Below are 23,036 nucleotides of genomic sequence, written 5' to 3' on the forward strand. Positions count from 1 at the left end.
GGCAAGGAAGACCGCCAAGTCAAATCCAACACTGTAACCTTAGAACCAGTTTCTGAAATCATAGCAGTAGGCACTAAGGTAGAGTCCACCTCAACTCCAAGTGAAGGTACTCCGAGCTTGGTCCAAGAGAAACCAGAGCTTGAAGTTACGACAGAAGCCATTGCTTATGATACTATTCATCAGGATGATTCGGACTTGCTTAAGGGTGAAACCCGCCTTATCCGAGCAGGGGTTGCGGGTGAGCGTACTATTTTAACGGAAGTGACGACTGTGGATGGCAAGGAAGACCGCCAAGTCAAATCCAATACTGTAACCTTGGAGCCAATTTCCGAAATCATCGCAGTAGGCACTAAGGTAGAGTCCACCTCAACTCCAAGTGAAGGAACTCCAAGCTTGGTAGAGGTGAAGCCAGAACTTGAGGTTACGACAGAAGCCGTTGCCTATGATACTGTTTATCAGGATGATCCAGACCTACTTAAGGGTCAAACTCGCCTTATCCGAGCAGGCGTCGCAGGCGAGCGCACTATCTTAACGGAAGTGACGACTGTAGATGGTAAGGAAGACCGCCAGGTCAAATCCAATACTGTAACTTTAGAGCCAGTTTCCGAAATCATAGCAGTAGGCACTAAGGTAGAATCCACCTCAATTCCAAGCGAAGGTACTCCAAGTGTAGAAGAGGTGAAGCCAGAACTTGAGGTTACGACAGAAGCCGTTGCCTATGATACTATTCATCAGGACGATCCGGACTTGCTCAAGGGTCAAACCCGTGTCATTCAAGCAGGAGTAGCAGGTGAGCGTACTATCTTAAAGGAAGTGACGACTGTGGATGGCAAGGAAAATCGCAAGCAGGTCTCTAATGAAGTCACCACTGCCCCTGTATCAGAAATCATTGCAGTAGGCACTAAGGTAGAGTCCACCTCAATCCCAAGTGAAGGTGCACCAAGTCTTGTTGAAGAAAAACCAGAATTGGAAGTAACAAGAGAGTCAGTTCCTTATGAGACTATTCGAAAGGAAGATCCAACTTTATCTGACGACCAAGTTAGACTTGTTCAAGCTGGAGTCGATGGTGAACGTACCATCTTAACCGAGGTGATGACACCTAACGGCAAGGAAAGTCGCAAACTGGTTTCTAATGAAATAACAAGAGCCCCGGTTTCAGAAATCATCCTTGTAGGGACTAAAAAAGAGCCTCTGCCTTTACCACAACCAAAAGTTGAAACCCAAACAATCCCATATAAAACAATCTATCAAGCAGATGACAGCCAAGAAGTCGGTTCTAGAAAAACGAAAACACATGGGGTCAATGGACAAGTAGAAACCACTACCCGATATACAAGAGATCAAACAAGTGGACAAATTACAGAGGCTAGTACATCAAAAACTCTGGTGGAAAAAGTAGATGAGGTTGTTCTAGTTGGGACCAAACCAAGTGTAGAAACAAAGGTTATCGCAAATAATACGATATATGAAGCGGACCCGACACTTCTTTATCAAACAGAAAAAGTTGTTGTTTCAGGTAAGGAAGGAAGTGAAAAAACGACTATCACCTACCAAGTAGATGCTCAGACAGGTCAGGTTACAGAAAGAGATCACCAAAAAGAAGTAACAGCTCCGATTGATAAGGTAGTGAAGGTCGGAAATGTCCAAACTATTGTGACCCCAATTCCAATCAAGGAGGAACGCCGTCAGGATCCAAGACTTGATAAGGATCTTGAAAAAGTAGAAAGCCAGGGTGAGCCTGGCGAGACCACCACTACCAGAGTCTATGAAGTAAATTCTCAAACAGGTGAAATGCTATCACACACGGAAACAAGTACGGTGACAAAAGCAATGAAGCCAAAAATCATCTTGGTGGGAACCAAAGAAAACAAACCACATCTTCTTCCAGTGAATACGGAGTTAGAAAATGCTATCGATGTACGACCTGCTAGCCAAGGAATGAAGGCTGTAGATTTGCTTTCCAATCCTTACGTGACAAATGCTCTCAGACCAAATATTCTGGGTCGAGATGTGATTAGTAAGAAGATTGAACTCAAAAAGACAAATCCTACTATTACAGATGATGAGGTTAGAGAAGTCCTTCGTAAAGAATATCTAGAGAGATTATCTATTAAAGACGCGCTTGAAGAAACGAAAAAGACCCTAGATACAGACCTTAAAAAAGTTGTAGCCCATACCTTGAGTGTGCTCGAAAACACAGCGGAAAGCAGAGCTAAGGTTCAGGCAGATTTAGAAGCTAATAAGGAAAAAATTCTCTTAGGTTTAACCTATATCAATCGTTTTTATAATATTGACTTTGGCAAGACCAACATCCGTGATATTCTTGCCTACAATCCAAGCTCCTTTGGCAAGAAGGTGACATCACTAGAATGGCTAACATCTCTGGGTTCAATGAGCTATGATGAGATGAAGCTGGTCAATAGTCCACGAACATTTGAAAAATACTTTGGAAAGGTAACCGATAAGTCAACCCTATTAGACTTTCTTGACTATAACCGAACTACCTTTACAAATATGGATGGCGATACTTGGTTGAAGGATGCTACAAAAGCCATCGTTGTTGAGAAGAAATCTAAAGAAAAAACAGATGAAAATGTCAGTCTATACACGAAGTTGACCTCTGATCCTGCCAAGTATGGGGCAGAACCTCAACAGATTGATAATCGCAAACAATATAACATGTCAACCCTTCTAGGCCTAGTGAATATCAAGGAACCAAGCATCTATGCCATTACAAATATGGCAACCGTTTCTTACGGGAATATCGGAACTTATATGGATAGCTCACTGGCTCAAAGCAATCCTGCTCAATATAAGACTGAATTGGAAAAAGTGAAGGCTCTGGTTGAATTGACAGCTGAGCGTCAGGCAGCTTATGTTGATACGCTTTATAGAATCACTAAAAAAGACAATCAATCAAAACTAGTAACCAACCGTTTGATTGTGGATACTATGAAAAAGTATACTAGCAAGCAAAATGCAGGCATCAAGGAAACCTGGTCTAAGGAGTTTGGTCCAGAGGCGGATAAGGGAGTCAAGGACTTCATGTCTCCGCTAGGCATGTATTCTTCGTCCCAATCAGTAGGTGCTGAGGCTAATGGGGCTGGTGTGCGCTACTTTATTGATAGGGTCTTGGACGATCGAGGGTCAGCAACCTATTCTCATGAAATGACTCACTTGTTGGATCGTACAGTTCTCTTTAATAATTATGGTCGACGGGATGGTACAGGAGCAGAATTCTATGCACGTGGAATCTTTGAAAATTCCTACACTCCGGGAACGGATAGCTACTTTAACTTGAACTTTGTTTATGATGAGAGTGACAAAGAAAGTTTCTACAACAAGACACCAGAGCGCTTTAAATCAGCTACAGATTTGAAAGAATATATGCACGGTAGTTTCGATGTTCTCTATACTTTAGATTATCTAGAAGCTGAGGCAAGTCGAGGATTGTCAGCTGCGGATAAGGCAGTCTACTTCAAGCAACTCTTACCAAGTGCGACAAGTGGTTCAAGAACACCTGTTTCTTATCCAAATCCATCTGTCAAACCAAGCCACCAGAGCGAGGAAATCAAGGCTTTAACCGAGGCAGATGCTAGCAAGCTAGGTGATGTTCATAGTTTGATTGACAACCACATCGTAGTAAATCGCTATATTATCAAGGGATTCACGGCTACAGGAAAAGTAGATGCCAATGGCTATTATACCGTCGATATGTTTGATACGATTTATGGCGTCAACGAAAATGACAAGGGGATGAGTGGCGATATCAGCTTTAGAAAACAAGCCTTTGAACTCATGGCAGGTCTTGGCTATTACGAAGGTTTCGTTCCTTATGTCTCTAATCAGTACAAGCAAGATGCTGAAAAAGAGAATCGTCCCTTGTCAGACCAATACATCTTTGAAAAGATCTTAGCTGGTAAGACCTATGCCCAATTCAAGAAGGAACAAATGGATGGACGGATCGCGAATATCAGTAAGTTAAAACCGATTACCATTGACTATAAAGGTAAGCAAGAAGTGATTTCAAGTCCTGAACGAATGAAGCAATTGATGGAAGAAGCGGTAAAAGAAGAACTTACTCAAATTAAAGCAGGAAATATCAGCCAAAAACAATACCGTTTCATTGAAACTCCTGTTCAGAAGTTGAAAAAAGCTATATATAAAGCCTACCTCAAAGAATCAAATGAGTTTAGAAATTCTATTTATTCTGCTTAAGAGCAAGATCAGTCTATCTTTTAAACTTTCATAGGAGTTCATGCCAATTTTGATATTCTGTAAGCATGATTTACTAGTTAGCTAGGTTCGAGACAGAAAAACACCTTTTGAATTGCAAGTTCTCGCAGTTTAAAAGGTGTTTTGTTTATGATGATAGATTGCTTTTTTCTTCAGAATAGCGTTGATAGAAATCAACTTTCAGTTGGATAAAGTTTTCCAATTCGCGTAGGAGTTGGAGCAAGGTTGCGCGCGTTTCAAATTCTTCCCTTGTTTTAGGGAGATTGCGATTTCGAAATACCTGCAGGTAGCTTTCAATATCATTTAATAAATCGTTGGCAGGATTGGTCTGGCTGAGTTGATCTGCAATTTTAGCGAATAGCTGGGAAAGGATTAGGCTTTCGCTTGCGGCTAGATTACAGGTGTTGATTTGCTGGGCCATATTGCGAAGAATGCGACTCTGTCTCTGTCTCATTTCAAAATAGTGGATATGGTAATCGGTTTGGTGGAAGAGGTGGTCAGAGTGATCAAGATAGACCAGTTTGAGAGCTTCTTCAAGAAGCTGATCCAGTTCTTCAACGAGTTGAGCACGGTTACGACCATCACCTTTTCCAAGGTAATATTCAAAACGTTGTAAAATGTGTTTGAGTTTTTCTTCTACCTTGAGATGATAGAGATGGATTTCTTCTTGCCGAGAAGGCATGTAAAGATTGACAGTCAAGGCAAAGCTAGTACCGATGAGAAATAGGAGGAGTTCATTCGCTAGTAGTTCTGGTGATGTAGACTCTTGAACCAAGAGATGACTGACCAAGACACTACTAGGGGTAATCCCAATTTCCCAGCCGAATTTGTAGGCAAGAGGAACATAGAGGGCTAGATAGAGACCAAAACTCCAAATATGGTAGCCAGTCAGTTGAAAGGACAAGACGCCGATAGACAGAGCTAGCAGGGTTGAGAATAATCGGTTTTTAGCCAATTTGATCGTGCTTCTACGGGTATCCGATAAGCTCAATAGAGCAATGATACCAGCGGACACTGCTGAGGATAAATCTAGAAAGTAGGCTAGAACACAGGCCAAACAGGTTGCCAGAACGAGTTTAAAAGTACGTTGGGTGATAGACATGAGACATTTCCTAAAATGAATGATAGAAACCAGACAAAGAGGTTGGAACAAAAGATCCCGACCTCACTTTTTATTAGCAATCAAACTTTGACGCGGTAGCTGATTGAACTTTTTGTTCGTCTTTTAGACTCCAAAAAGCTCCTAATCATCCTCGCGGGGCTGGGACTACGAAATCGAGACTTTGTCTATCGATTTCTGTCCCACCGCCCTTGATTATTTTTTGCGAGCAGAGGAAAATTCTGCTACTGCTGTAAAGAGGACATCTGTTGAGGAGTTGAGGGCTGTTTCGCAAGAGTCTTGGATAACACCGATGACAAATCCGACACCCACAACCTGCATAGCGATATCATTGGTAATCCCAAAGAGACTGCAAGCAACTGGGATAAGTAGGAGAGAACCTCCAGCAATTCCTGAAGCACCGCAGGCAGAGATGGCTGCAACGATACTGAGTACAAAGGCTGTTGCAAAATCAACTGAGATTCCTAGAGTATTGACAGCTGCTAGGGTTAAGATGTTGATGGTAACAGCAGCTCCAGCCATATTGATAGTTGATCCAAGTGGGATAGAGACAGAATAGGTATCTGGATTAAGACCTAGATCCTCACAGAGTTTCATATTAACAGGGATATTAGCAGCGGAACTTCGAGTGAAAAAGGCTGTAACGCCGCTGATACGCAAACATTTCCAAACAAGTGGATATGGATTTTTCTTGATAAAGAGAAAAGCAATCAGAGGATTGATCACTAGGGCAACGAAAACCATAGTAGCAATCAAAAGTCCGAGTAGGATTCCGTAATTTGCTAAACTAGCGATACCTTGGTCTGAGATGGTTTTGAAGACCAAGCCCAGGATACCAAAGGGCGCAAGGTTGATGATCCATTCGACGATTTTTGAAGTCACACTGGCCATTGTTTTGAGTAGCTCCTTGCTATTTTTGCTAGCTTCTCGCATGGCAATCCCAAAGACGATAGCCCAAGACAAAATTCCGATATAGTTAGCTTCGATGATGGCATTGACAGGATTATCTACTATTTTTAGCAGAAGATTGCTGAGCACTTGTCCGATACCGTCTGGAGGAGTAACTTCTGTGCTAGCGCTACTCAAGACCATCTGAACAGGGAAGAGAAAACTAGCCAAAACTGCTACAAGAGCCGCAGCAAAAGTCCCCAGCAAATAGAGGAAAATGACTTTTTTCATATTGCTATCTTGGCCTTTTTGGTGTTGGGAAAGGGCGTTAGCGACTAAAGCAAGAACCAGGATAGGAGCGATAGCTTTTAGTCCTCCTACAAATAGATCTCCCAATAAACCAATACCAGTTAGATTAGGAACGAGTAGACCTAGAATTGCTCCCAAGGTCATTCCGATTCCGATCCGTTTGATCAGATTTGTTTTGTTCCAAGCACGAATAATTCTTTTCATAAATGTCTCCTTTTTGTGTATTGTTTATGATTATAGTATAAATATACTTGAAAAGCAAGTGTCTCATAGATTTTATTAGAATAAATGAATATTTATGAAAAGGATGGCTGGGAAGGATTTATGGTATAATGGATAGAAAAGGAGTTTTATATGCAAGAATTTTTTCAACGTTATCTGGATAAATTAGATCTAACAACTGTTTTAGAGAATCTCTTGACTAAGGTGATTTCTCTTTTGCTTCTCATTCTTGTCTTTTATTTAGCTAAAAAGTTCCTCCATGTTGCTGTAGGAAAGATTGTTAAACCGTCACTTAAGTTTTCAAATCGAGATGCTGGTAGACAAAAGACTATCTCTCGTTTGCTTGAAAATATTTTTAACTATATCCTTTATTTCTTCTTGATTTACTGTATCTTGTCTATCTTAGGGTTACCTGTTTCTAGCTTGCTTGCAGGTGCAGGAATTGCTGGGGTGGCTATCGGTATGGGGGCACAAGGTTTTCTATCAGACGTCATCAACGGCTTCTTTATTCTCTTTGAACGTCAGTTGGATGTAGGAGATGAAGTTATTTTGACCAATGGGCCTATTACCGTATCAGGTAAAGTTGTCAGTGTTGGAATTCGGACGACTCAACTGAGAAGTGACGACCAAGCCCTTCACTTTGTTCCTAACCGCAATATTACTGTGGTTAGCAATTTTTCAAGAAAAGAAGAGAACTGAAATTTTCCTTGATTTATGGTACAATAGAAAGAGTTTGGTAAAGGAGAAACGATGTTTTTAGATAAGCAGTTAGGGAATGGTTGCACCTGGATTAATCTAGATGTGGAAATCATCAAAAATCTTGAAGATTTATCTGAAATCTATGGATTGGATAAAGAAACCATCGAGTATGCGCTGGATAGAAACGAACGAGCCCACATGGATTATAACCGTGAAAACGGGACAGTGACCTTTATCTACAACGTTCTTGACTTAGAAAGGGACAAGGAATACTATGAAGCTATTCCCATGACCTTTATCGTGGAAAAGCAACGAATGATTACCATCAGCAATCATAAGAATGCTTATGTCATTGATCAGATGTTAGGCTATCTAGAAAGTCATGAAATCATTTCAATCTACAAGTTTCTATTTGCCGGTTTAGAGCTTATCAGCAATGCTTATTATCCTGTCATTGAACAGATGGATAAAAGTAAGGATGAAATCAGTGCCTTGTTGCGTCAAACAACCACTAAAAAAAATCTCTTTGCCCTCTCTGACTTGGAAACTGGTATGGTTTACTTGACAGCTGCGGCTAAACAAAATCGCCTCCTCTTAGAGCATATCCAGGGACATGCGCTTTATCGGAACTTTAACGAAGTGGAAAGAGAGCAGTTTGATGATGCTATGATTGAAGCTCATCAGTTGGTGTCCATGACAGATTTGATTTCCCAGGTTTTACAACAACTCTCAGGATCTTACAATAATATCCTAAACAACAATCTGAATGATAATTTGACAACCTTGACCATTATCTCAGTTTTGCTAGCCATTCTTGCAGTCATTACAGGATTTTTCGGAATGAATGTTCCTCTGCCATTTACAGAAGAGCCTAATGCCTGGATATATATTTTGATTGCTAGTTTAATTTTATGGGCAATCTTGGCTCAGTATCTAAAGAAAATTGCTAGAAACTAAAAAATAGAAAGAAAAGGAGCCAGAATGGCGATTGAAAATTATATGCCAGATTTTGCTGTGGAAGCAGTTTATGATCTGACAGTCCAAAGCCTGCAGGAGCAGGGGATCAAGGCTGTTTTGGTTGATTTGGATAATACCCTGATTGCTTGGAATAATCCAGATGGAACAGTAGAGATGAAGCAATGGTTACATGACCTTCGTGATGCTGGGATTCGTATCATTGTAGTATCCAATAACACACCCAAACGTGTCAAAAGAGCAGTTGAAAAATTTGACATTGACTATGTTTACTGGGCACTGAAGCCCTTTACTTTAGGAATTAACCGTGCCATGAAACATTTCCACTATGAAAAAGACCAAGTGGTTATGGTTGGCGACCAGCTCATGACGGATATTCGAGCAGCCCATCGAGCCGGCATTCGCTCGATTTTGGTCAAACCCTTGGTCCAGCATGACTCTATTAAGACTCAGATTAACCGAGCGCGTGAGCGTCGTGTTATGAGAAAAATCGCTGAAAAGTACGGACCGATTACATATAAAAAAGGAATCTAATTATGGAAGAAATTCTCTGTATTGGTTGTGGAGCAACTATTCAGACTACAGATAAGACTGGGCTTGGTTTCACCCCCCAGTCGGCACTCGAAAAAGGTTTGGAGACAGGTGAAGTCTATTGTCAACGCTGTTTCCGTCTGCGCCACTACAATGAAATCACAGATGTTCAGTTGACAGATGATGATTTCCTCAAACTCTTGCACGAGGTTGGAGATAGCGATGCCTTGGTGGTCAATGTGATTGATATCTTTGATTTCAATGGCTCTGTTATCCCAGGATTGCCACGCTTTGTGTCAGGTAATGATGTGCTCTTGGTTGGAAATAAAAAAGACATCCTTCCTAAGTCTGTTAAGCCTGGTAAGATTAGCCAGTGGCTCATGGAACGTGCCCACGAAGAGGGACTTCGTCCTGTCGATGTCGTCCTGACTTCAGCGCAAAATAAGCATGCCATTAAGGAAGTCATTGACAAGATCGAGCACTACCGCAAGGGACGTGATGTTTACGTAGTTGGTGTGACCAATGTTGGGAAATCAACTCTGATCAATGCCATCATCCAGGAAATCACGGGTGACCAGAATGTCATTACGACGTCACGCTTCCCAGGGACAACCTTGGACAAGATTGAGATTCCGCTTGACGACGGATCTTATATCTACGATACACCGGGGATTATCCACCGCCACCAGATGGCCCACTACTTGACGGCCAAAAACCTCAAGTATGTCAGTCCTAAAAAGGAAATCAAACCTAAAACCTACCAGCTCAATCCAGAGCAAACCCTATTCTTAGGTGGCTTGGGACGCTTTGACTTCATTGCAGGAGAAAAGCAAGGATTTACAGCTTTCTTTGACAATGAACTCAAACTTCATCGTACCAAGCTTGAAGGGGCTAGTGCTTTCTACGACAAGCACCTTGGAACCCTTCTAACACCACCAAATAGCAAGGAAAAAGAAGACTTTCCAAAACTAGTCCAACATGTATTTACCATTAAGGAGAAGACAGATCTAGTCATCTCAGGTCTAGGCTGGATCCGCGTAACAGGCACCGCCAAAGTCGCCGTCTGGGCCCCAGAAGGCGTCGCCGTCGTCACACGAAAAGCAATTATTTAAAATAAAATCACTGAGCGAACAAAGTGAGCTCATAAAAAGATAGTTATTGTTGTGGTGTGATTGCCAATCCATAGATTGGCAAGGGGCACAATTGAGACCTAGGCTCAATTGTGAGGTCAGGAAATCCATTTTTCAAAGATGAAATCATTGAAAAATTAGTTCCGACCGTCCCCCACCACCTAAAATAACTATCAAAAAGGAAGAAAGAATATGTCATTAACATCGAAACAACGTGCCTTCCTCAACAGCCAGGCACACACCCTCAAACCTATCATCCAAATCGGGAAAAATGGACTCAACGACCAAATCAAAACCAGCGTTCGTCAGGCACTTGATGCCCGTGAATTGATCAAGGTTACACTCTTGCAAAATACAGATGAAAACATCCACGAAGTAGCTGAAATCTTGGAAGAAGAAATTGGTGTGGATACAGTCCAAAAAATCGGTCGTATCTTGATTTTGTATAAGCAATCAAGCAAGAAAGAAAATCGTAAGATTTCTAAAAAAGTTAAAGAAATCTAAAAATATACTCCCAATACTGTTTTTACAGAAGACTAAAGGAGATTAGCCTATGGCAATCGAACTATTAACTCCCTTTACAAAAGTGGAGTTAGAGCCAGAAATCAAGGATAAAAAACGTAAGCAAGTTGGAATCTTAGGGGGAAATTTTAACCCTGTTCACAATGCCCACCTTATCGTGGCAGACCAAGTGCGCCAACAGTTGGGATTGGATCAAGTTCTGCTTATGCCTGAATACCAACCACCTCACGTAGACAAAAAGGAAACCATTTCTGAACACCACCGCCTCAAGATGCTTGAATTGGCTATCGATGGAATCGAAGGTTTAGCTATTGAGACAATCGAGCTAGAGCGTAAGGGGATTTCCTACACCTACGACACCATGAAGATTTTGACAGAGAAGAATCCAGATACCGATTATTACTTTATCATCGGTGCTGACATGGTAGACTATTTACCCAAATGGTATAGAATTGATGAACTGGTAGACCTAGTTCAGTTTGTAGGAGTTCAGCGACCACGATACAAGGCAGGGACTTCCTATCCCGTTATCTGGGTGGATGTGCCTCTCATGGATATTTCATCCAGTATGGTGCGTGATTTCATTGCTCAAGGACGCACCCCTAACTTTCTCCTACCTAAGCCTGTACTAGACTATATTGAGAAAGAAGGGCTTTACTGATGGCATACCAAGACTATATCAACTGTTCGCGTGAAGAATTGTTGGAAAGAATGGCAGAGCTCCTACCTGAAAAACGCCTAACCCATTGTCTGGGTGTGGAGCGTGCAGCAATGGAATTGGCTCAGCACTTTGGTGTGGATGTTGAGAAGGCAGGTCTAGCAGGGCTACTTCATGATTATGCTAAAAAGCTATCAGATCAAGAGTTTCTAGACTTGATTGATCGATATCAACTAGATTCAGACCTTAAAAACTGGGGCAATAATGTCTGGCATGGCATGGTAGGAATCTACAAGATTCAGGAAGATTTAGATTTGAAAGATCCTGAAATTTTGCGTGCAATAGAAATCCATACAGTTGGAGCTGGCCAGATGACGGACCTAGACAAGGTCATCTACGTCGCAGACTATATCGAGCACAATCGTGCCTTTCCAGGTGTGGACCAGGCACGTGAGATTGCTGAGCAATCGCTCAATAAGGCTGTGGCCTACGAAACAGCTCGTACTGTGGAGCATTTAGCTCACCAGGGATTTCCCATCTATCCCCAAACCCTTGAAACCTATAACGCCTATGTGCACTATTTGAAAGAGGATTAAATGAAGACGGCTTTTATCATTATTGATGTACAAAATATTTTAGTGAAAACGGGGTTTCAGACAAAAGGTCTATTGGAAAAAATTTCTTATTTACAAAACCAAGCTAGAAGTAAGAATATCGAAATTATCTATGTTCAACATATTGAGAACCCTGAAGCCCAAACATCAGAAGATTGGCAGTTATCTACGCTTTTAAATCGAAAACCTGATGAAAAGGTCTTTCAGAAGAAGTATAATAGTATTTTCAAAGAAACTGGCTTAAAAGAATACTTGGATAAACAGGGGATTGAAAAATTAGTTTTATGTGGTATGCAGACAGAATATTGTGTGGATACCTCTGTCAAGGTTGCTTTTGAATATGGCTATAAGCTTATTATTCCAGAAGAAACTTGCACAACGTTTGATGGGGATGACATTCCAGCAGAAACGATAAATGAATTTTATGAGGGCATTTGGGAGGGGCGCTTTGCAGATGTCCTAGATTACAAACATATTTTCTAGAAAGAGGAATAAATGAACGAAAAAGAATTACTAGAACTAGTCGTGAAAGCGGCTGATGAGAAACGTGCCGAGGACATTCTCGCACTTGATGTACAAGAATTGACCAGTGTGACAGATTACTTTGTCATCACTAGCTCTATGAATAGCCGTCAGTTGGATGCTATCGCTGACAATATCCGTGAAAAAGTAGCCCAAGCTGGCTTTAAAGGTAGCCATATTGAAGGCGATGCAGCTGGAGGCTGGGTCCTATTAGACCTCGGTGGTGTCGTAGTGCATATCTTCTCAGAAGAAATGCGTGTCCACTATAACCTCGAAAAACTATGGCATGAGGCAAATTCTGTAGATATTTCAGAAGCCTTAGCATAGAAGATGAACTCAGTTGTAATCAACTGGGTTTTATTTGCTTATGTTAGAAGAAAATTGTTAGAAAGGTAAGGGCTAGTGGTGTTTACCATGGGGCTCTTGGTATCATGATTATGGCAACTTATGAAACTTTTGCGGCGGTCTATGATGCGGTTATGGATGATAGTTTATACGACAAATGGACGGACTTTTCTCTGCGTCATTTACCTAAAACCAAGGACAGAAAGAAACTATTGGAGCTTGCTTGCGGGACAGGGATCCAGTCTGTGCGCTTTTCTCAAGCTGGTTTTGATGTGACTGGACTTGATTTGAGTGCGGATATGTTGAAGATTGCCGAAAAGAGAGCGGCTTCAGCCAAGCAAAAGATTGATTTCATTGAAGGTAATATGCTGGATTTGTCCAAGGCAGGTAAATACGACTTTGTGACCTGCTATTCCGATTCTATCTGCTATATGCAGGATGAAGTGGAAGTAGGGGATGTCTTTAAAGAAGTCTATAATGCCCTCAATGAAGATGGTGTCTTTATCTTTGATGTGCATTCGACCTACCAGACTGATGAGGTCTTTCCAGGTTATTCTTATCATGAAAATGCGGAAGATTTTGCCATGCTTTGGGATACCTATGAGGATGCAGCACCACATTCTATCGTGCATGAACTGACCTTCTTTGTCAAGGAGACAGACGGTTCCTTTAGTCGTCATGATGAAGTCCATGAAGAGCGTACTTATGAGGTCTTGACCTATGATATTTTGCTGGAGCAGGCTGGCTTTAAATCCTTTAAACTCTTTGCGGACTTTGAAGACAAGGAGCCAACAGAAACCAGTACCCGTTGGTTTTTCGTCGCACAGAAGTAGGAGATTACCATGACCATTACAGGTATTATCGCGGAGTTCAATCCCTTTCATAATGGACATAAATACCTGCTGGAACAGGCAGAGGGACTGAAAATCGTTGCCATGTCTGGGAATTTCATGCAGCGTGGAGAGCCTGCTATCGTGGATAAGTGGACACGGGCGCAGATGGCGCTGGAACATGGCGCGGATTTGGTCGTGGAATTGCCCTTTTTAGTCAGTGTCCAAGCGGCGGATTTTTTCGGCCAAGGTGCAGTGGCTATCTTGGCTCGTTTGGGAATTGATACCTTAGCCTTTGGGACAGAGGAAGTTCTGGATTATCAGAAAATTACTGCCCTATACTCAGAACGTGGTCAAGAGATGGAACTTTTCATGGAAAACTTACCTGATTCTCTTTCTTATCCCCAGAAAAACCAAGCTATGTGGAAGGAGTTTGCAGGTCTTGATTTTTCTGGTGATACGCCCAATCATGTCCTTGCTCTCGCCTATGCCAAGGCAGTCGCGGGGCGCAACATCAAACTTCATCCAATTCAACGTCAGGGAGCAGGTTATCATTCTGTGGACAAGGATGTGGACTTTGCCTCAGCGACAGCTCTTCGTCAACATCAAAATGATCAAAATTTCTTAGAACGTTTTATGCCTTCGGTTGAAATCTTTAAAAATGCTGGTAAGGTGAGCTGGGATAACTATTTTCCCTTGCTCTGCTATCAAATTTTGTCAAATCCTGACCTAACTAACATTTATCAGGTCAATCAAGAAATGGCGGTGCGCATCAAGGATGCTATAAAGATAGCTCAGTCTGTGGAAGAGTTGGTAGAGGCAGTTGCCACCAAACGATACACCAAGGCTCGTGTACGACGACTTTTGACCTATATCTTGGTCCAGGCTAGAGAAAGCGACTTACCAGAAGGCATACATGTCTTTGGCTTTACAGAAAAAGGCAGACAACATCTCAAATCTCTGAAAGACCAAGTCCAGCTAGTTAGTCGCATCGGTAAAGAACCCTGGGATGCTATGACTCAAAAGGCAGATCAAGTCTACCAACTAGGAAATCCCAATCTCTTAGAGCAGAATTTTGGTCGAGTGCCAATTAAAATCGAATCAAACTGAGTCTACTTTGAGGTAGGCTTTTTTGTTTTTTTCGAATAAATAGAAAGAAAGGAAAAAATCTTGTACAAGTTCCTGACAATTTTTTCTTTTCGTGTATAATAATGGAATAGAGGTAAAACGAGGTATGGTTATGGAAGCAGTTCTTTACTCAACATTCCGAAATCATTTAAAGGACTATATGAAGAAGGTAAACGATGAGTTTGAGCCTTTGACAGTAGTTAATAAAAATCCTGATGAAGACATTGTAGTTCTTTCAAAGAGTGAGTGGGATAGTATTCAAGAAACCTTGAGAATTGCTCAGAATAAGGAGCTTTCTGACAAGGTCTTGCGAGGAATGTCCCAAGTTCGTGCAGGACATACTCAGGTGCATGTGATAGAGGAGTGATGGATGCTACTCAAGTTTACAGAAGATGCCTGGGCGGATTATTGCTACTGGCAAAACCAAGATAAGAAAACATTGAAAAGAATCAATAAACTAATCAAGGATATTCAACGCGACCCTTTTACAGGAATTGGTAAACCAGAACCGCTCAAGTATGATTACCAAGGAGCTTGGTCACGTCGTATTGAAGCAGAAAATTGCTTGATTTACATGATGGATGCAGATAGCGTCGCTTTCTTATCCTTTAAAGATCATTATTAAGTCTACTGAAAGGTAGGCTTTTTAACTTATTTTTTTCTAAAAAAATCTTTAAAAATTTACTTAGGGAGAATAGCCTATTTTATTAGGGAAAATAAGGATTTTTAACCTTGAAATGACCAAAACAACTTCAAATTAAGGTTTGTTAAAAATGATTTTTTATGGTAGAATGTATAAGAATGCATATCATTCGGATAAACAAATAAATTGAGGTAAAAACATGGAAATTATGGCGATTGTTATCGTTGTTTTTGCCGTCATCATTGGTTTAGTCATTGGATATGTCAGCATCTCAGTCAAGATGAAATCATCACAAGAGGCTGCAGAGCTGATGCTTTTAAATGCTGAACAAGAAGCAACTAATTTACGAGGACAAGCTGAGCGCGAAGCGGATTTATTACTCAATGAAGCTAAGAGCGAAAGCAAGTCTCTTAAAAAAGAAGCACTATTGGAGGCCAAAGAAGAAGCCAGAAAATACCGTGAAGAAGTGGACGCTGAATTTAAATCAGAACGTCAAGAACTCAAGCAAATCGAAAGTCGTTTGACCGAACGTGCTAGCAGTCTTGATCGTAAAGATGACAATTTGACGAACAAAGAAAAAACACTTGAACAAAAAGAACAAAGTATTTCTGATAGAGCAAAAAACCTTGATGTACGTGAAGAGCAACTAGAAGAAATTGAGAAACAAAAGCAAGCTGAACTAGAGCGTATTGGAACTCTGACTCAGTCGGAAGCAAAAGACATTATCTTGGCCCAGACAGAGGAAAACTTGACTAAGGAAATTGCTAGTCGCATTCGTGAGGCTGAGCAAGAAGTTAAGGAACGTTCAGACAAATTGGCTAAGGACATCTTGTCCCAAGCTATGCAGAGAATTGCTGGTGAGTATGTAGCTGAGTCTACAAACTCTACAGTTCATCTGCCTGATGATACCATGAAAGGTCGTATCATTGGTCGTGAAGGGCGTAATATCCGTACTTTTGAAAGTTTGACAGGGGTTGATGTTATCATTGATGATACGCCAGAAGTGGTAACCTTGTCAGGTTTTGATCCTATCCGTCGCGAGATTGCCCGTATGACGATGGAAACCTTGCTTAAGGATGGACGTATCCACCCAGCTCGTATCGAAGAGTTGGTTGAGAAAAATCGTCAAGAGATTGATAACAAGATTCGTGAATATGGTGAAGCCGCAGCCTATGAAATTGGTGCACCGAACCTCCATCCAGACTTGATGAAGATTATGGGACGCTTGCAGTTCCGTACTTCTTATGGACAAAATGTCTTGCGTCATTCGATTGAGGTTGCTAAGTTGGCTGGTATCATGGCCAGCGAACTTGGTGAAAATGCTACCCTTGCTCGTCGTGCGGGATTCCTCCACGATATTGGTAAAGCCATTGACCGTGAAGTAGAAGGTAGTCACGTTGAGATTGGTACTGAATTGGCGCGCAAGTACAAGGAACACCCAGTTGTGGTGAATACTATTGCCAGTCACCACGGAGATGTAGAACCTGAAAGTGTGATCGCAGTCATTGTTGCTGCAGCGGATGCCTTAAGCGCAGCCCGTCCAGGAGCTCGTAGTGAGTCACTCGAAAGCTACATCAAACGTCTCCATGATTTAGAGGAAATTGCGAATAGCTTTGAAGGTGTTCAAAATAGCTTTGCCCTTCAAGCAGGTCGTGAAATCCGCATTATGGTAAATCCAGGTCAAATCAAGGATGACAAGGTTACAATCTTGGCTCATAAAGTTCGTGAGAAAATTGAAAGTAATCTCGATTACCCAGGAAATATCAAGGTAACCGTGATTCGTGAACTTCGTGCAGTTGATTATGCAAAATAAATAAGAAAGAGCAGTTGAAAAATTACTGCTTTTTTGTTACACTAGATAGAAAGATTGTAGCGAGCAGAAATGGCTTTAGATATATAATCTTACAGAAATTTTCAAGTCATTTCACAAACTATCCAAAGGAGATATAATGGCAGACCGAGGCTTACTAATCGTTTTTTCAGGTCCTTCAGGAGTTGGAAAAGGAACGGTTAGACGAGAAATTTTTGAGAGTTCTGAAAATCAATTTCAATATTCTGTATCTATGACAACGCGGGCACAACGTCCAGGTGAAGTAGATGGTGTTGATTATTTCTTCCGTACACGGGAAGAATTTGAAGAATTGATCCGTCAAGGGCAAATGTTAGAGTATGCAGAGTATGTGGGTAACTACTATGGAACTCCTCTGACTTATGTCAATGAAACGCTTGATAAGGGAATCGATGTCTTTCTTGAAATTGAAGTGCAGGGAGCTCTTCAGGTCAAGAAAAAAGTTCCAGATGCTGTCTTTATCTTTTTGACACCACCAGATTTGGAAGAATTGCAAGACCGTCTCGTAGGCCGAGGTACAGATAGCGCAGAAGTAATTGCTCAGCGTATCGAAAAAGCCAAGGAAGAAATTGCTTTGATGCGTGAGTATGACTACGCTATTGTAAATGACCATGTTCCTCTTGCCGCAGAACGTGTCAAACGTGTGATTGAAGCTGAACATTTCCGTGTGGACCGCGTGATTGGTCATTATCAGGATATGCTACCAAAGTCTCCGACTATTCGATAAACTATAGAAAACAGGTACAAACAAATGATGCTTAAACCCTCTATCGATACCTTGCTTGATAAGGTACCATCAAAATATTCACTCGTAATCTTGGAAGCAAAACGTGCTCACGAATTAGAAGCTGGAGCACCTCCAACTCAAGAATTTAAATCTGAGAAATCTACTCTTCGTGCCTTGGAAGAAATTGAATCAGGGAATGTAACCATCCATCCAGATCCAGAAGGAAAACGCGAAGCTGTTCGTCGTCGTATCGAAGAAGAAAGACGATTGAAAGAAGAAGAAGAAAAGAAAATCAAAGAGCAAATCGCGAAAGAAAAAGAAGAAGGTGAAAAAATTTAAGGTTGGGGGGACTCAATCTTATTTTTTCTATTGCAAGAATACTCAATCAATTAAAAGGATTTAAGAAGAGAAGGAGGTGAGGATATGACTATTGCAAAAATCATTGTAGATGTTCCCTTGATGCAGACAGACCAGCCCTATAGCTACAAGATTCCAGAAGAATTTGAGGAAATGTTGGAAGTCGGCATGCGGGTTCATGTACCCTTTGGGAAGGCCAATCGCTTGATTCAGGGAATTGTTCTTGGAATGGAGTCTCAATCTGATGCAGATGTGGCAGACGAGGACTTGAAAGAGATTGCTGAGGTGCTGGACTTTTCTCCTGTTTTAACGGAGGAACAACTCTGGCTAGCTGAAGAACTACGTAAGTCAGTTTTTTCATACAAGATTTCCATTCTAAAAGCTATGCTCCCTGGATTTTTGAACTCTAGCTATGATAAGATCCTCTATCCTCTGGAAGCCTTGAGTCAGGAGGAAAGAGACCGTTTGTTCGGTTCACAGGAGTCTCTAGCATTTTCATCACTTGACCTAGAAAAGCAGGCTGAGATGATGCGATTGACTCGAAAAGGGCTTTTAAAACTAGAGTATCAGGCTGTGGATCAGAAGAAAGTTAAGACTCAGTCTTGGGTTGAAGTTCATCTTGAACAGTTAGAAAAGCTAGAAATTTCAAATCGTGCCAAGAAGAAATTGGAACTGCGAGAATACTTATTAGTACATCCTGAAACAGTTCCTTTGGCTGATTTGTTAGAACATTACTCACGCGAACAAGTTAACTTCTTTGTGGAACATGGTGCTATCACCATGGTGCAAAAGGAAGTCCAACGTTCAGCGGCTTATTTTGAAGGCATTGAGGCTAGCCAATCCTTAGAGTTAAATCCAGAACAAAAAGAAGCCTGTGAGGCGGTTGTTGGAGCGATTGGAAAAAAACATCCTCCATTTCTTTTACAAGGAATCACTGGAAGTGGTAAAACGGAGGTTTACTTGCAGATTATCCAAGGGGCCTTGGATATGGAAAAAACAGCGATTGTTCTAGTTCCGGAAATCTCTCTAACACCTCAAATGACCGAGCGTTTTATTGGTCGTTTTGGTGATAAAGTTGCCATTCTCCACTCTGGCTTGTCCAATGGTGAAAAGTATGATGAATGGCGCAAGGTGGAGCGTGGAGAAGCTCAAGTAGTTGTTGGGGCTCGGTCTGCCATTTTTGCACCTTTGAAAAATTTAGGTGTTATCATTATCGATGAAGAGCATGAGGCCAGCTACAAGCAAGACAGCAATCCGCGTTATCATGCTAGAGATGTGGCTATTTTACGAGCTCAGTACAATCAAGCTGCCTTAGTTCTTGGTTCTGCAACACCGAGTCTAGAAAGTCGTGCGCGTGCTGGAAAAGGCGTCTATCAACACTTACGTCTGACCCAAAGGGCCAATCCTTTAGCAAGCATTCCTGAAGTTCAACTGATTGACTTCCGTGATTACATCGGGCAGAATGAAACATCAAACTTTACACCACCACTGATTAAGGCCATTCAAGATCGATTGGATAAAAAAGAGCAGGTCGTTCTCATGCTCAATCGCCGTGGTTATTCTAGCTTTGTTATGTGTCGGGAATGTGGGACTGTTGACACCTGTCCTAACTGCGATATTTCCTTGACGCTACACATGGATACTAAAACCATGAACTGCCATTATTGTGGATTTTCTAAGGAAATTCCTCATGTTTGTCCAAACTGTCAGAGTCGCAGTATTCGTTACTATGGAACAGGAACTCAGAAAGCCTACGATGAGCTAGCTGAACTCTTTCCAGAGGCACGTATTCTGCGCATGGATGTGGATACAACTCGCAAAAAAGGTAGTCACCAAGCACTTCTTGAGCAGTTTGGCAAGGGTGAAGCGGATATTCTTCTGGGAACCCAGATGATTGCCAAGGGCTTGGATTTTCCAAATGTGACCTTGGTTGGTGTTCTCAATGCGGATACAGCCTTGAATCTGCCTGATTTCCGTTCTTCTGAGAGAACTTTCCAACTCTTGACCCAGGTGGCAGGACGAGCAGGAAGGGCTGAAAAAGCTGGGCAGGTTTTGATCCAGTCTTACAATCCTCAGCACTATGCTATTCGCTTTGCCAAGAATCAGGACTATGAAGGATTTTATGCCTATGAAATGGGCATCAGACGTCAGTTGGGTTATCCACCTTATTATTTCACTATTGGAATCACCTTATCTCATAAAAAAGAAGAAGAGGTTCTTAGACGTGCTTATGAAGTCATGGAAATATTGCGGTCAGGTTTATCGGATGCTAGTATTATCCTTGGACCAACACCAAAACCTATCGCTCGCACTCATAACCTCTATCATTACCAAATTTTGATTAAATACCGTTTAGAAGATGAGCTGGGTCCAACCCTTAACCAGGTCTTGGCCTTGACACAAGAACGTGAAAATAGCGAACTTCGTCTCAGTATTGACCACGAACCGCAACAATTTTTATAAGAAGGAGAAGATATGACAAAACTAATATTTATGGGAACGCCTGAATTTTCAGCGACTGTTTTAAAGGGACTTTTGACAGATGACCGCTACGAGATTGTTGCAGTTGTAACTCAGCCAGACCGTGCGGTTGGACGTAAAAAAGTCATCCAAGAAACCCCAGTGAAACAAGCAGCCAAAGAGGCAGGACTTCCTATTTACCAACCTGAAAAATTATCGGGTAGTCCAGAAATGGAAGCCATCATGAATTTGGGAGCTGATGGGATTGTAACAGCCGCCTTTGGGCAATTTCTCCCAAGTAAACTCCTTGATAGCATGGATTTTGCGGTAAACGTTCATGCTTCGCTCCTTCCTAAACACCGTGGGGGTGCTCCGATCCATTATGCCTTGATTCAGGGTGATGAGGAGGCAGGAGTAACCATTATGGAGATGGTCAAAGAGATGGATGCAGGAGATATGATTTCTCGTCGTAGCATTCCAATTACAGATGAGGACAATGTAGGAACCTTGTTTGAGAAATTGGCTATAGTGGGTCGTGATTTACTTTTAGAGACCCTTCCTGCTTATATAGCTGGTGAAATTCAGCCTCAACCGCAAGATCCAAGCCAAGTAACTTTCTCGCCAAATATTAAGCCAGAGGAAGAAAAACTAGACTGGACTAAAAGCAATCGTCAACTCTTCAACCAAATCCGTGGGATGAATCCATGGCCAGTTGCCCACACCTTCCTCAAAGGAGAACGTTTCAAAATCTATGAAGCACTCCCTGTAGAAGGTCATGGAACTCCAGGTGAGATTCTCTCCATCGGTAAGAAAGAATTGATTGTCGCAACGGGAGAAGGAGCACTGTCTCTTAAACAAGTTCAACCAGCAGGAAAACCTAAGATGGACATTGCTTCCTTCCTCAACGGTGTGGGACGAACTTTAGCAGTAGGAGAACGATTTGGTGACTAAAGTAGAAACGGCTAGAAGTTTAGCCTTAGAGGTGCTAGAAGACGTCTTTGTCAATCAAGCATACTCCAATATCGCCTTAAATAAGCATCTCAAGGGCAGTCAACTTTCGGTAGCTGACAAAGGTTTGGTGACAGAGCTTGTGTATGGAACTGTAGCTCGAAAACTCACACTAGAGTGGTACATTTCCCACTTTATTGAGGATAGAGATAAGCTAGATAGTTGGCTCTACGTTCTGCTTCTTATGAGCGTTTATCAACTCCAGTATCTAGATAAACTTCCTGATCATGCAGTGGTCAATGAAGCGGTAGAAATTGCAAAACTTCGTAAAAAGGGTAGCGAAAAATTGGTCAATGCAGTCCTTCGCCGTATCTTGCGAGAAGGTTTGCCAGATATTGCCAGTATCAAGCGTAAGAACAAGCGTGATTCTATCGCCTACTCTTTACCAGTTTGGTTAGTTTCAAAGCTCAAAGAGGAGTACGGAGAAGAGCGAGCTCAAGCTATTTTTGAAAGTCTTTTGCAACGTAATAAAGCTAGTATCCGTGTGACCGATTTGAGCCGAAAAGAGGAAATTAAAGCACTGCTTGATGCAAGTGATTCTCTTTTATCTACTGCTGGTCTGGTCAAGGAGCAGGGGCATTTTGCTAGTCATGACTTGTTTGCTGAAGGTGCTATTACTATTCAGGACGAGTCTAGTCAACTGGTTGCGCCAACTCTTCATTTACAAGGAGAGGAGCAGGTTTTGGATGCCTGTGCAGCTCCAGGTGGGAAAACAGCCCATATTGCCTCTTACCTAACGACAGGTCAGGTAACAGCTCTGGATCTCTACGACCATAAACTCACTTTGATAAAAGAAAATGCGGAGCGCCTAGGTGTAGCGGACCGTGTTCAAACGCAAAAACTGGATGCACGAAAAGTGCATGAGTTTTTTGGCAAGGATCAATTTGATAAGATTCTTGTTGATGCCCCTTGTTCTGGTATTGGACTCTTACGTCGGAAACCAGATATCAAATACAACAAAGACACTGCTGATTTCTCGTCATTACAGGAAATTCAGTTGGAAATATTAGGTAGTGTTTGTCAAACGCTACGTAAAGGTGGTATAATAACTTATAGTACCTGCACTATTGTCTCGGAAGAGAACTTTCAAGTTGTTCAAGCGTTTTTAGAAAGTCATCCAGAGTTCGAGCAGGTTAAACTAGAACACGAATGCAAGGATATCCTAAAAGATGGTTGCATCCTCATTACTCCAGAATTGTATGGAAGTGATGGATTCTTTATCAGCCAATTTCGCAAGATATCCAATTAGGGAGGAACTGACAC

At 41.7% G+C, this 23,036-nt stretch carries 22 protein-coding genes; 20 read left to right on the plus strand and 2 right to left on the minus strand.

Going from position 1 to position 23,036, the window contains the following annotated elements; all coding sequences use genetic code 11:
- Positions 1–4,218, plus strand: a 4,218-nt coding sequence (locus O3658_RS06395; RefSeq protein ID WP_371560152.1) for a ZmpA/ZmpB/ZmpC family metallo-endopeptidase, incomplete at its 5' end; no start/stop codon positions are given.
- 145 nt (positions 4,219–4,363) lie between these two features.
- Here O3658_RS06395 and O3658_RS06400 read toward each other — a convergent pair.
- Both O3658_RS06400 and sstT read right to left on the minus strand, forming a co-directional pair.
- The gene (locus tag O3658_RS06400; protein ID WP_371560154.1) at positions 4,364–5,338 is read right to left on the minus strand and encodes an aromatic acid exporter family protein; all 975 of its coding nucleotides are present in this window, start codon (positions 5,336–5,338) and stop codon (positions 4,364–4,366) included.
- Positions 5,339–5,551: 213 nt separating this feature from the next.
- Positions 5,552–6,757, minus strand: a complete 1,206-nt coding sequence (gene sstT, locus O3658_RS06405) for a serine/threonine transporter SstT (RefSeq protein ID WP_371560156.1) — start codon at positions 6,755–6,757, stop codon at positions 5,552–5,554.
- A 150-nt stretch (positions 6,758–6,907) separates the two neighbouring features.
- On the opposite strand from sstT, the gene O3658_RS06410 reads away from it, so the two are divergent.
- The 19 genes from O3658_RS06410 to rsmB all read left to right on the plus strand — a co-directional run bounded on the left by O3658_RS06410 (position 6,908) and on the right by rsmB (position 23,022).
- Complete coding sequence (locus O3658_RS06410) at positions 6,908–7,474, plus strand: mechanosensitive ion channel family protein (RefSeq protein ID WP_371560158.1); 567 nt, start codon at positions 6,908–6,910, stop codon at positions 7,472–7,474.
- Between the two features lie 51 nt (positions 7,475–7,525).
- A complete protein-coding gene (locus O3658_RS06415; protein WP_371560160.1) occupies positions 7,526–8,431 on the plus strand; it encodes a magnesium transporter CorA family protein in 906 nt (301 codons plus the stop codon).
- A gap of 24 nt (positions 8,432–8,455) precedes the next feature.
- Complete coding sequence (locus O3658_RS06420; RefSeq protein ID WP_049503426.1) at positions 8,456–8,983, plus strand: YqeG family HAD IIIA-type phosphatase; 528 nt, start codon at positions 8,456–8,458, stop codon at positions 8,981–8,983.
- Between the two features lie 2 nt (positions 8,984–8,985).
- On the plus strand, positions 8,986–10,092 hold the full coding sequence (gene yqeH, locus O3658_RS06425; protein ID WP_371560162.1) for a ribosome biogenesis GTPase YqeH: 1,107 nt from the start codon (positions 8,986–8,988) through the stop codon (positions 10,090–10,092).
- A gap of 210 nt (positions 10,093–10,302) precedes the next feature.
- On the plus strand, positions 10,303–10,614 hold the full coding sequence (gene yhbY / locus O3658_RS06430) for a ribosome assembly RNA-binding protein YhbY (protein WP_000060171.1): 312 nt from the start codon (positions 10,303–10,305) through the stop codon (positions 10,612–10,614).
- A gap of 49 nt (positions 10,615–10,663) precedes the next feature.
- On the plus strand, positions 10,664–11,293 hold the full coding sequence (locus O3658_RS06435) for a nicotinate-nucleotide adenylyltransferase (RefSeq protein ID WP_004251404.1): 630 nt from the start codon (positions 10,664–10,666) through the stop codon (positions 11,291–11,293).
- Positions 11,293–11,886: a bis(5'-nucleosyl)-tetraphosphatase (symmetrical) YqeK gene (gene yqeK / locus O3658_RS06440; protein ID WP_371560166.1), complete on the plus strand. Its 594-nt coding sequence runs from the start codon at positions 11,293–11,295 to the stop codon at positions 11,884–11,886. The genes O3658_RS06435 and yqeK overlap by 1 nt, the downstream gene beginning before the upstream one ends.
- Complete coding sequence (locus tag O3658_RS06445) at positions 11,887–12,387, plus strand: cysteine hydrolase family protein (protein ID WP_371560168.1); 501 nt, start codon at positions 11,887–11,889, stop codon at positions 12,385–12,387. It abuts the gene before it with no gap.
- A 12-nt stretch (positions 12,388–12,399) separates the two neighbouring features.
- Positions 12,400–12,753 carry a ribosome silencing factor gene (gene rsfS, locus O3658_RS06450; RefSeq protein WP_371560169.1) on the plus strand — a complete coding sequence of 118 codons (354 nt, stop codon included), beginning with the start codon at positions 12,400–12,402 and terminating at the stop codon, positions 12,751–12,753.
- A gap of 110 nt (positions 12,754–12,863) precedes the next feature.
- Positions 12,864–13,604: a class I SAM-dependent methyltransferase gene (locus tag O3658_RS06455; RefSeq protein ID WP_322741478.1), complete on the plus strand. Its 741-nt coding sequence runs from the start codon at positions 12,864–12,866 to the stop codon at positions 13,602–13,604.
- Positions 13,605–13,613: 9 nt separating this feature from the next.
- Entirely contained in the window at positions 13,614–14,711 is a 1,098-nt protein-coding gene (locus O3658_RS06460) for a nucleotidyltransferase (RefSeq protein WP_153225039.1), read from the plus strand.
- Positions 14,712–14,841: 130 nt separating this feature from the next.
- The gene (locus O3658_RS06465) at positions 14,842–15,096 is read left to right on the plus strand and encodes a type II toxin-antitoxin system Phd/YefM family antitoxin (RefSeq protein WP_186822552.1); all 255 of its coding nucleotides are present in this window, start codon (positions 14,842–14,844) and stop codon (positions 15,094–15,096) included.
- Between the two features lie 3 nt (positions 15,097–15,099).
- On the plus strand, positions 15,100–15,354 hold the full coding sequence (locus O3658_RS06470) for a Txe/YoeB family addiction module toxin (protein ID WP_153225038.1): 255 nt from the start codon (positions 15,100–15,102) through the stop codon (positions 15,352–15,354).
- A 217-nt stretch (positions 15,355–15,571) separates the two neighbouring features.
- Positions 15,572–17,185 carry a ribonuclease Y gene (locus tag O3658_RS06475; RefSeq protein WP_223140069.1) on the plus strand — a complete coding sequence of 538 codons (1,614 nt, stop codon included), beginning with the start codon at positions 15,572–15,574 and terminating at the stop codon, positions 17,183–17,185.
- A 136-nt stretch (positions 17,186–17,321) separates the two neighbouring features.
- Positions 17,322–17,948 carry a guanylate kinase gene (gmk, locus tag O3658_RS06480; protein ID WP_000775049.1) on the plus strand — a complete coding sequence of 209 codons (627 nt, stop codon included), beginning with the start codon at positions 17,322–17,324 and terminating at the stop codon, positions 17,946–17,948.
- A 24-nt stretch (positions 17,949–17,972) separates the two neighbouring features.
- Positions 17,973–18,287: a DNA-directed RNA polymerase subunit omega gene (gene rpoZ, locus O3658_RS06485; protein ID WP_045763172.1), complete on the plus strand. Its 315-nt coding sequence runs from the start codon at positions 17,973–17,975 to the stop codon at positions 18,285–18,287.
- A gap of 84 nt (positions 18,288–18,371) precedes the next feature.
- On the plus strand, positions 18,372–20,768 hold the full coding sequence (locus tag O3658_RS06490) for a primosomal protein N' (protein WP_371560174.1): 2,397 nt from the start codon (positions 18,372–18,374) through the stop codon (positions 20,766–20,768).
- A 12-nt stretch (positions 20,769–20,780) separates the two neighbouring features.
- On the plus strand, positions 20,781–21,716 hold the full coding sequence (gene fmt, locus O3658_RS06495) for a methionyl-tRNA formyltransferase (RefSeq protein ID WP_371560175.1): 936 nt from the start codon (positions 20,781–20,783) through the stop codon (positions 21,714–21,716).
- Positions 21,709–23,022, plus strand: coding sequence for a 16S rRNA (cytosine(967)-C(5))-methyltransferase RsmB (gene rsmB / locus O3658_RS06500; protein ID WP_371560177.1), 1,314 nt, complete (start codon positions 21,709–21,711; stop codon positions 23,020–23,022). Before fmt ends, rsmB begins: the two co-directional genes overlap by 8 nt.
- Positions 23,023–23,036: the final 14 nt, after the last annotated feature.

Origin of the sequence: Streptococcus sp. 27098_8_69 (genome assembly GCF_041432445.1) — a bacterium.
Classification (GTDB): Bacteria; Bacillota; Bacilli; order Lactobacillales; family Streptococcaceae; genus Streptococcus.

What these genes read in the sequence shown, in the direction of transcription:
- O3658_RS06400 (WP_371560154.1), bottom strand. Translation starts at nt 5,338, where the DNA reads ATGTCTATCACCCAACGTACTTTTAAACTCGTTCTGGCAACCTGTTTG.
- sstT (WP_371560156.1), bottom strand. Translation starts at nt 6,757, where the DNA reads ATGAAAAGAATTATTCGTGCTTGGAACAAAACAAATCTGATCAAACGG.
- O3658_RS06410 (WP_371560158.1), top strand. Translation starts at nt 6,908, where the DNA reads ATGCAAGAATTTTTTCAACGTTATCTGGATAAATTAGATCTAACAACT.
- O3658_RS06415 (WP_371560160.1), top strand. Translation starts at nt 7,526, where the DNA reads ATGTTTTTAGATAAGCAGTTAGGGAATGGTTGCACCTGGATTAATCTA.
- O3658_RS06420 (WP_049503426.1), top strand. Translation starts at nt 8,456, where the DNA reads ATGGCGATTGAAAATTATATGCCAGATTTTGCTGTGGAAGCAGTTTAT.
- yqeH (WP_371560162.1), top strand. Translation starts at nt 8,986, where the DNA reads ATGGAAGAAATTCTCTGTATTGGTTGTGGAGCAACTATTCAGACTACA.
- yhbY (WP_000060171.1), top strand. Translation starts at nt 10,303, where the DNA reads ATGTCATTAACATCGAAACAACGTGCCTTCCTCAACAGCCAGGCACAC.
- O3658_RS06435 (WP_004251404.1), top strand. Translation starts at nt 10,664, where the DNA reads ATGGCAATCGAACTATTAACTCCCTTTACAAAAGTGGAGTTAGAGCCA.
- yqeK (WP_371560166.1), top strand. Translation starts at nt 11,293, where the DNA reads ATGGCATACCAAGACTATATCAACTGTTCGCGTGAAGAATTGTTGGAA.
- O3658_RS06445 (WP_371560168.1), top strand. Translation starts at nt 11,887, where the DNA reads ATGAAGACGGCTTTTATCATTATTGATGTACAAAATATTTTAGTGAAA.
- rsfS (WP_371560169.1), top strand. Translation starts at nt 12,400, where the DNA reads ATGAACGAAAAAGAATTACTAGAACTAGTCGTGAAAGCGGCTGATGAG.
- O3658_RS06455 (WP_322741478.1), top strand. Translation starts at nt 12,864, where the DNA reads ATGGCAACTTATGAAACTTTTGCGGCGGTCTATGATGCGGTTATGGAT.
- O3658_RS06460 (WP_153225039.1), top strand. Translation starts at nt 13,614, where the DNA reads ATGACCATTACAGGTATTATCGCGGAGTTCAATCCCTTTCATAATGGA.
- O3658_RS06465 (WP_186822552.1), top strand. Translation starts at nt 14,842, where the DNA reads ATGGAAGCAGTTCTTTACTCAACATTCCGAAATCATTTAAAGGACTAT.
- O3658_RS06470 (WP_153225038.1), top strand. Translation starts at nt 15,100, where the DNA reads ATGCTACTCAAGTTTACAGAAGATGCCTGGGCGGATTATTGCTACTGG.
- O3658_RS06475 (WP_223140069.1), top strand. Translation starts at nt 15,572, where the DNA reads ATGGAAATTATGGCGATTGTTATCGTTGTTTTTGCCGTCATCATTGGT.
- gmk (WP_000775049.1), top strand. Translation starts at nt 17,322, where the DNA reads ATGGCAGACCGAGGCTTACTAATCGTTTTTTCAGGTCCTTCAGGAGTT.
- rpoZ (WP_045763172.1), top strand. Translation starts at nt 17,973, where the DNA reads ATGATGCTTAAACCCTCTATCGATACCTTGCTTGATAAGGTACCATCA.
- O3658_RS06490 (WP_371560174.1), top strand. Translation starts at nt 18,372, where the DNA reads ATGACTATTGCAAAAATCATTGTAGATGTTCCCTTGATGCAGACAGAC.
- fmt (WP_371560175.1), top strand. Translation starts at nt 20,781, where the DNA reads ATGACAAAACTAATATTTATGGGAACGCCTGAATTTTCAGCGACTGTT.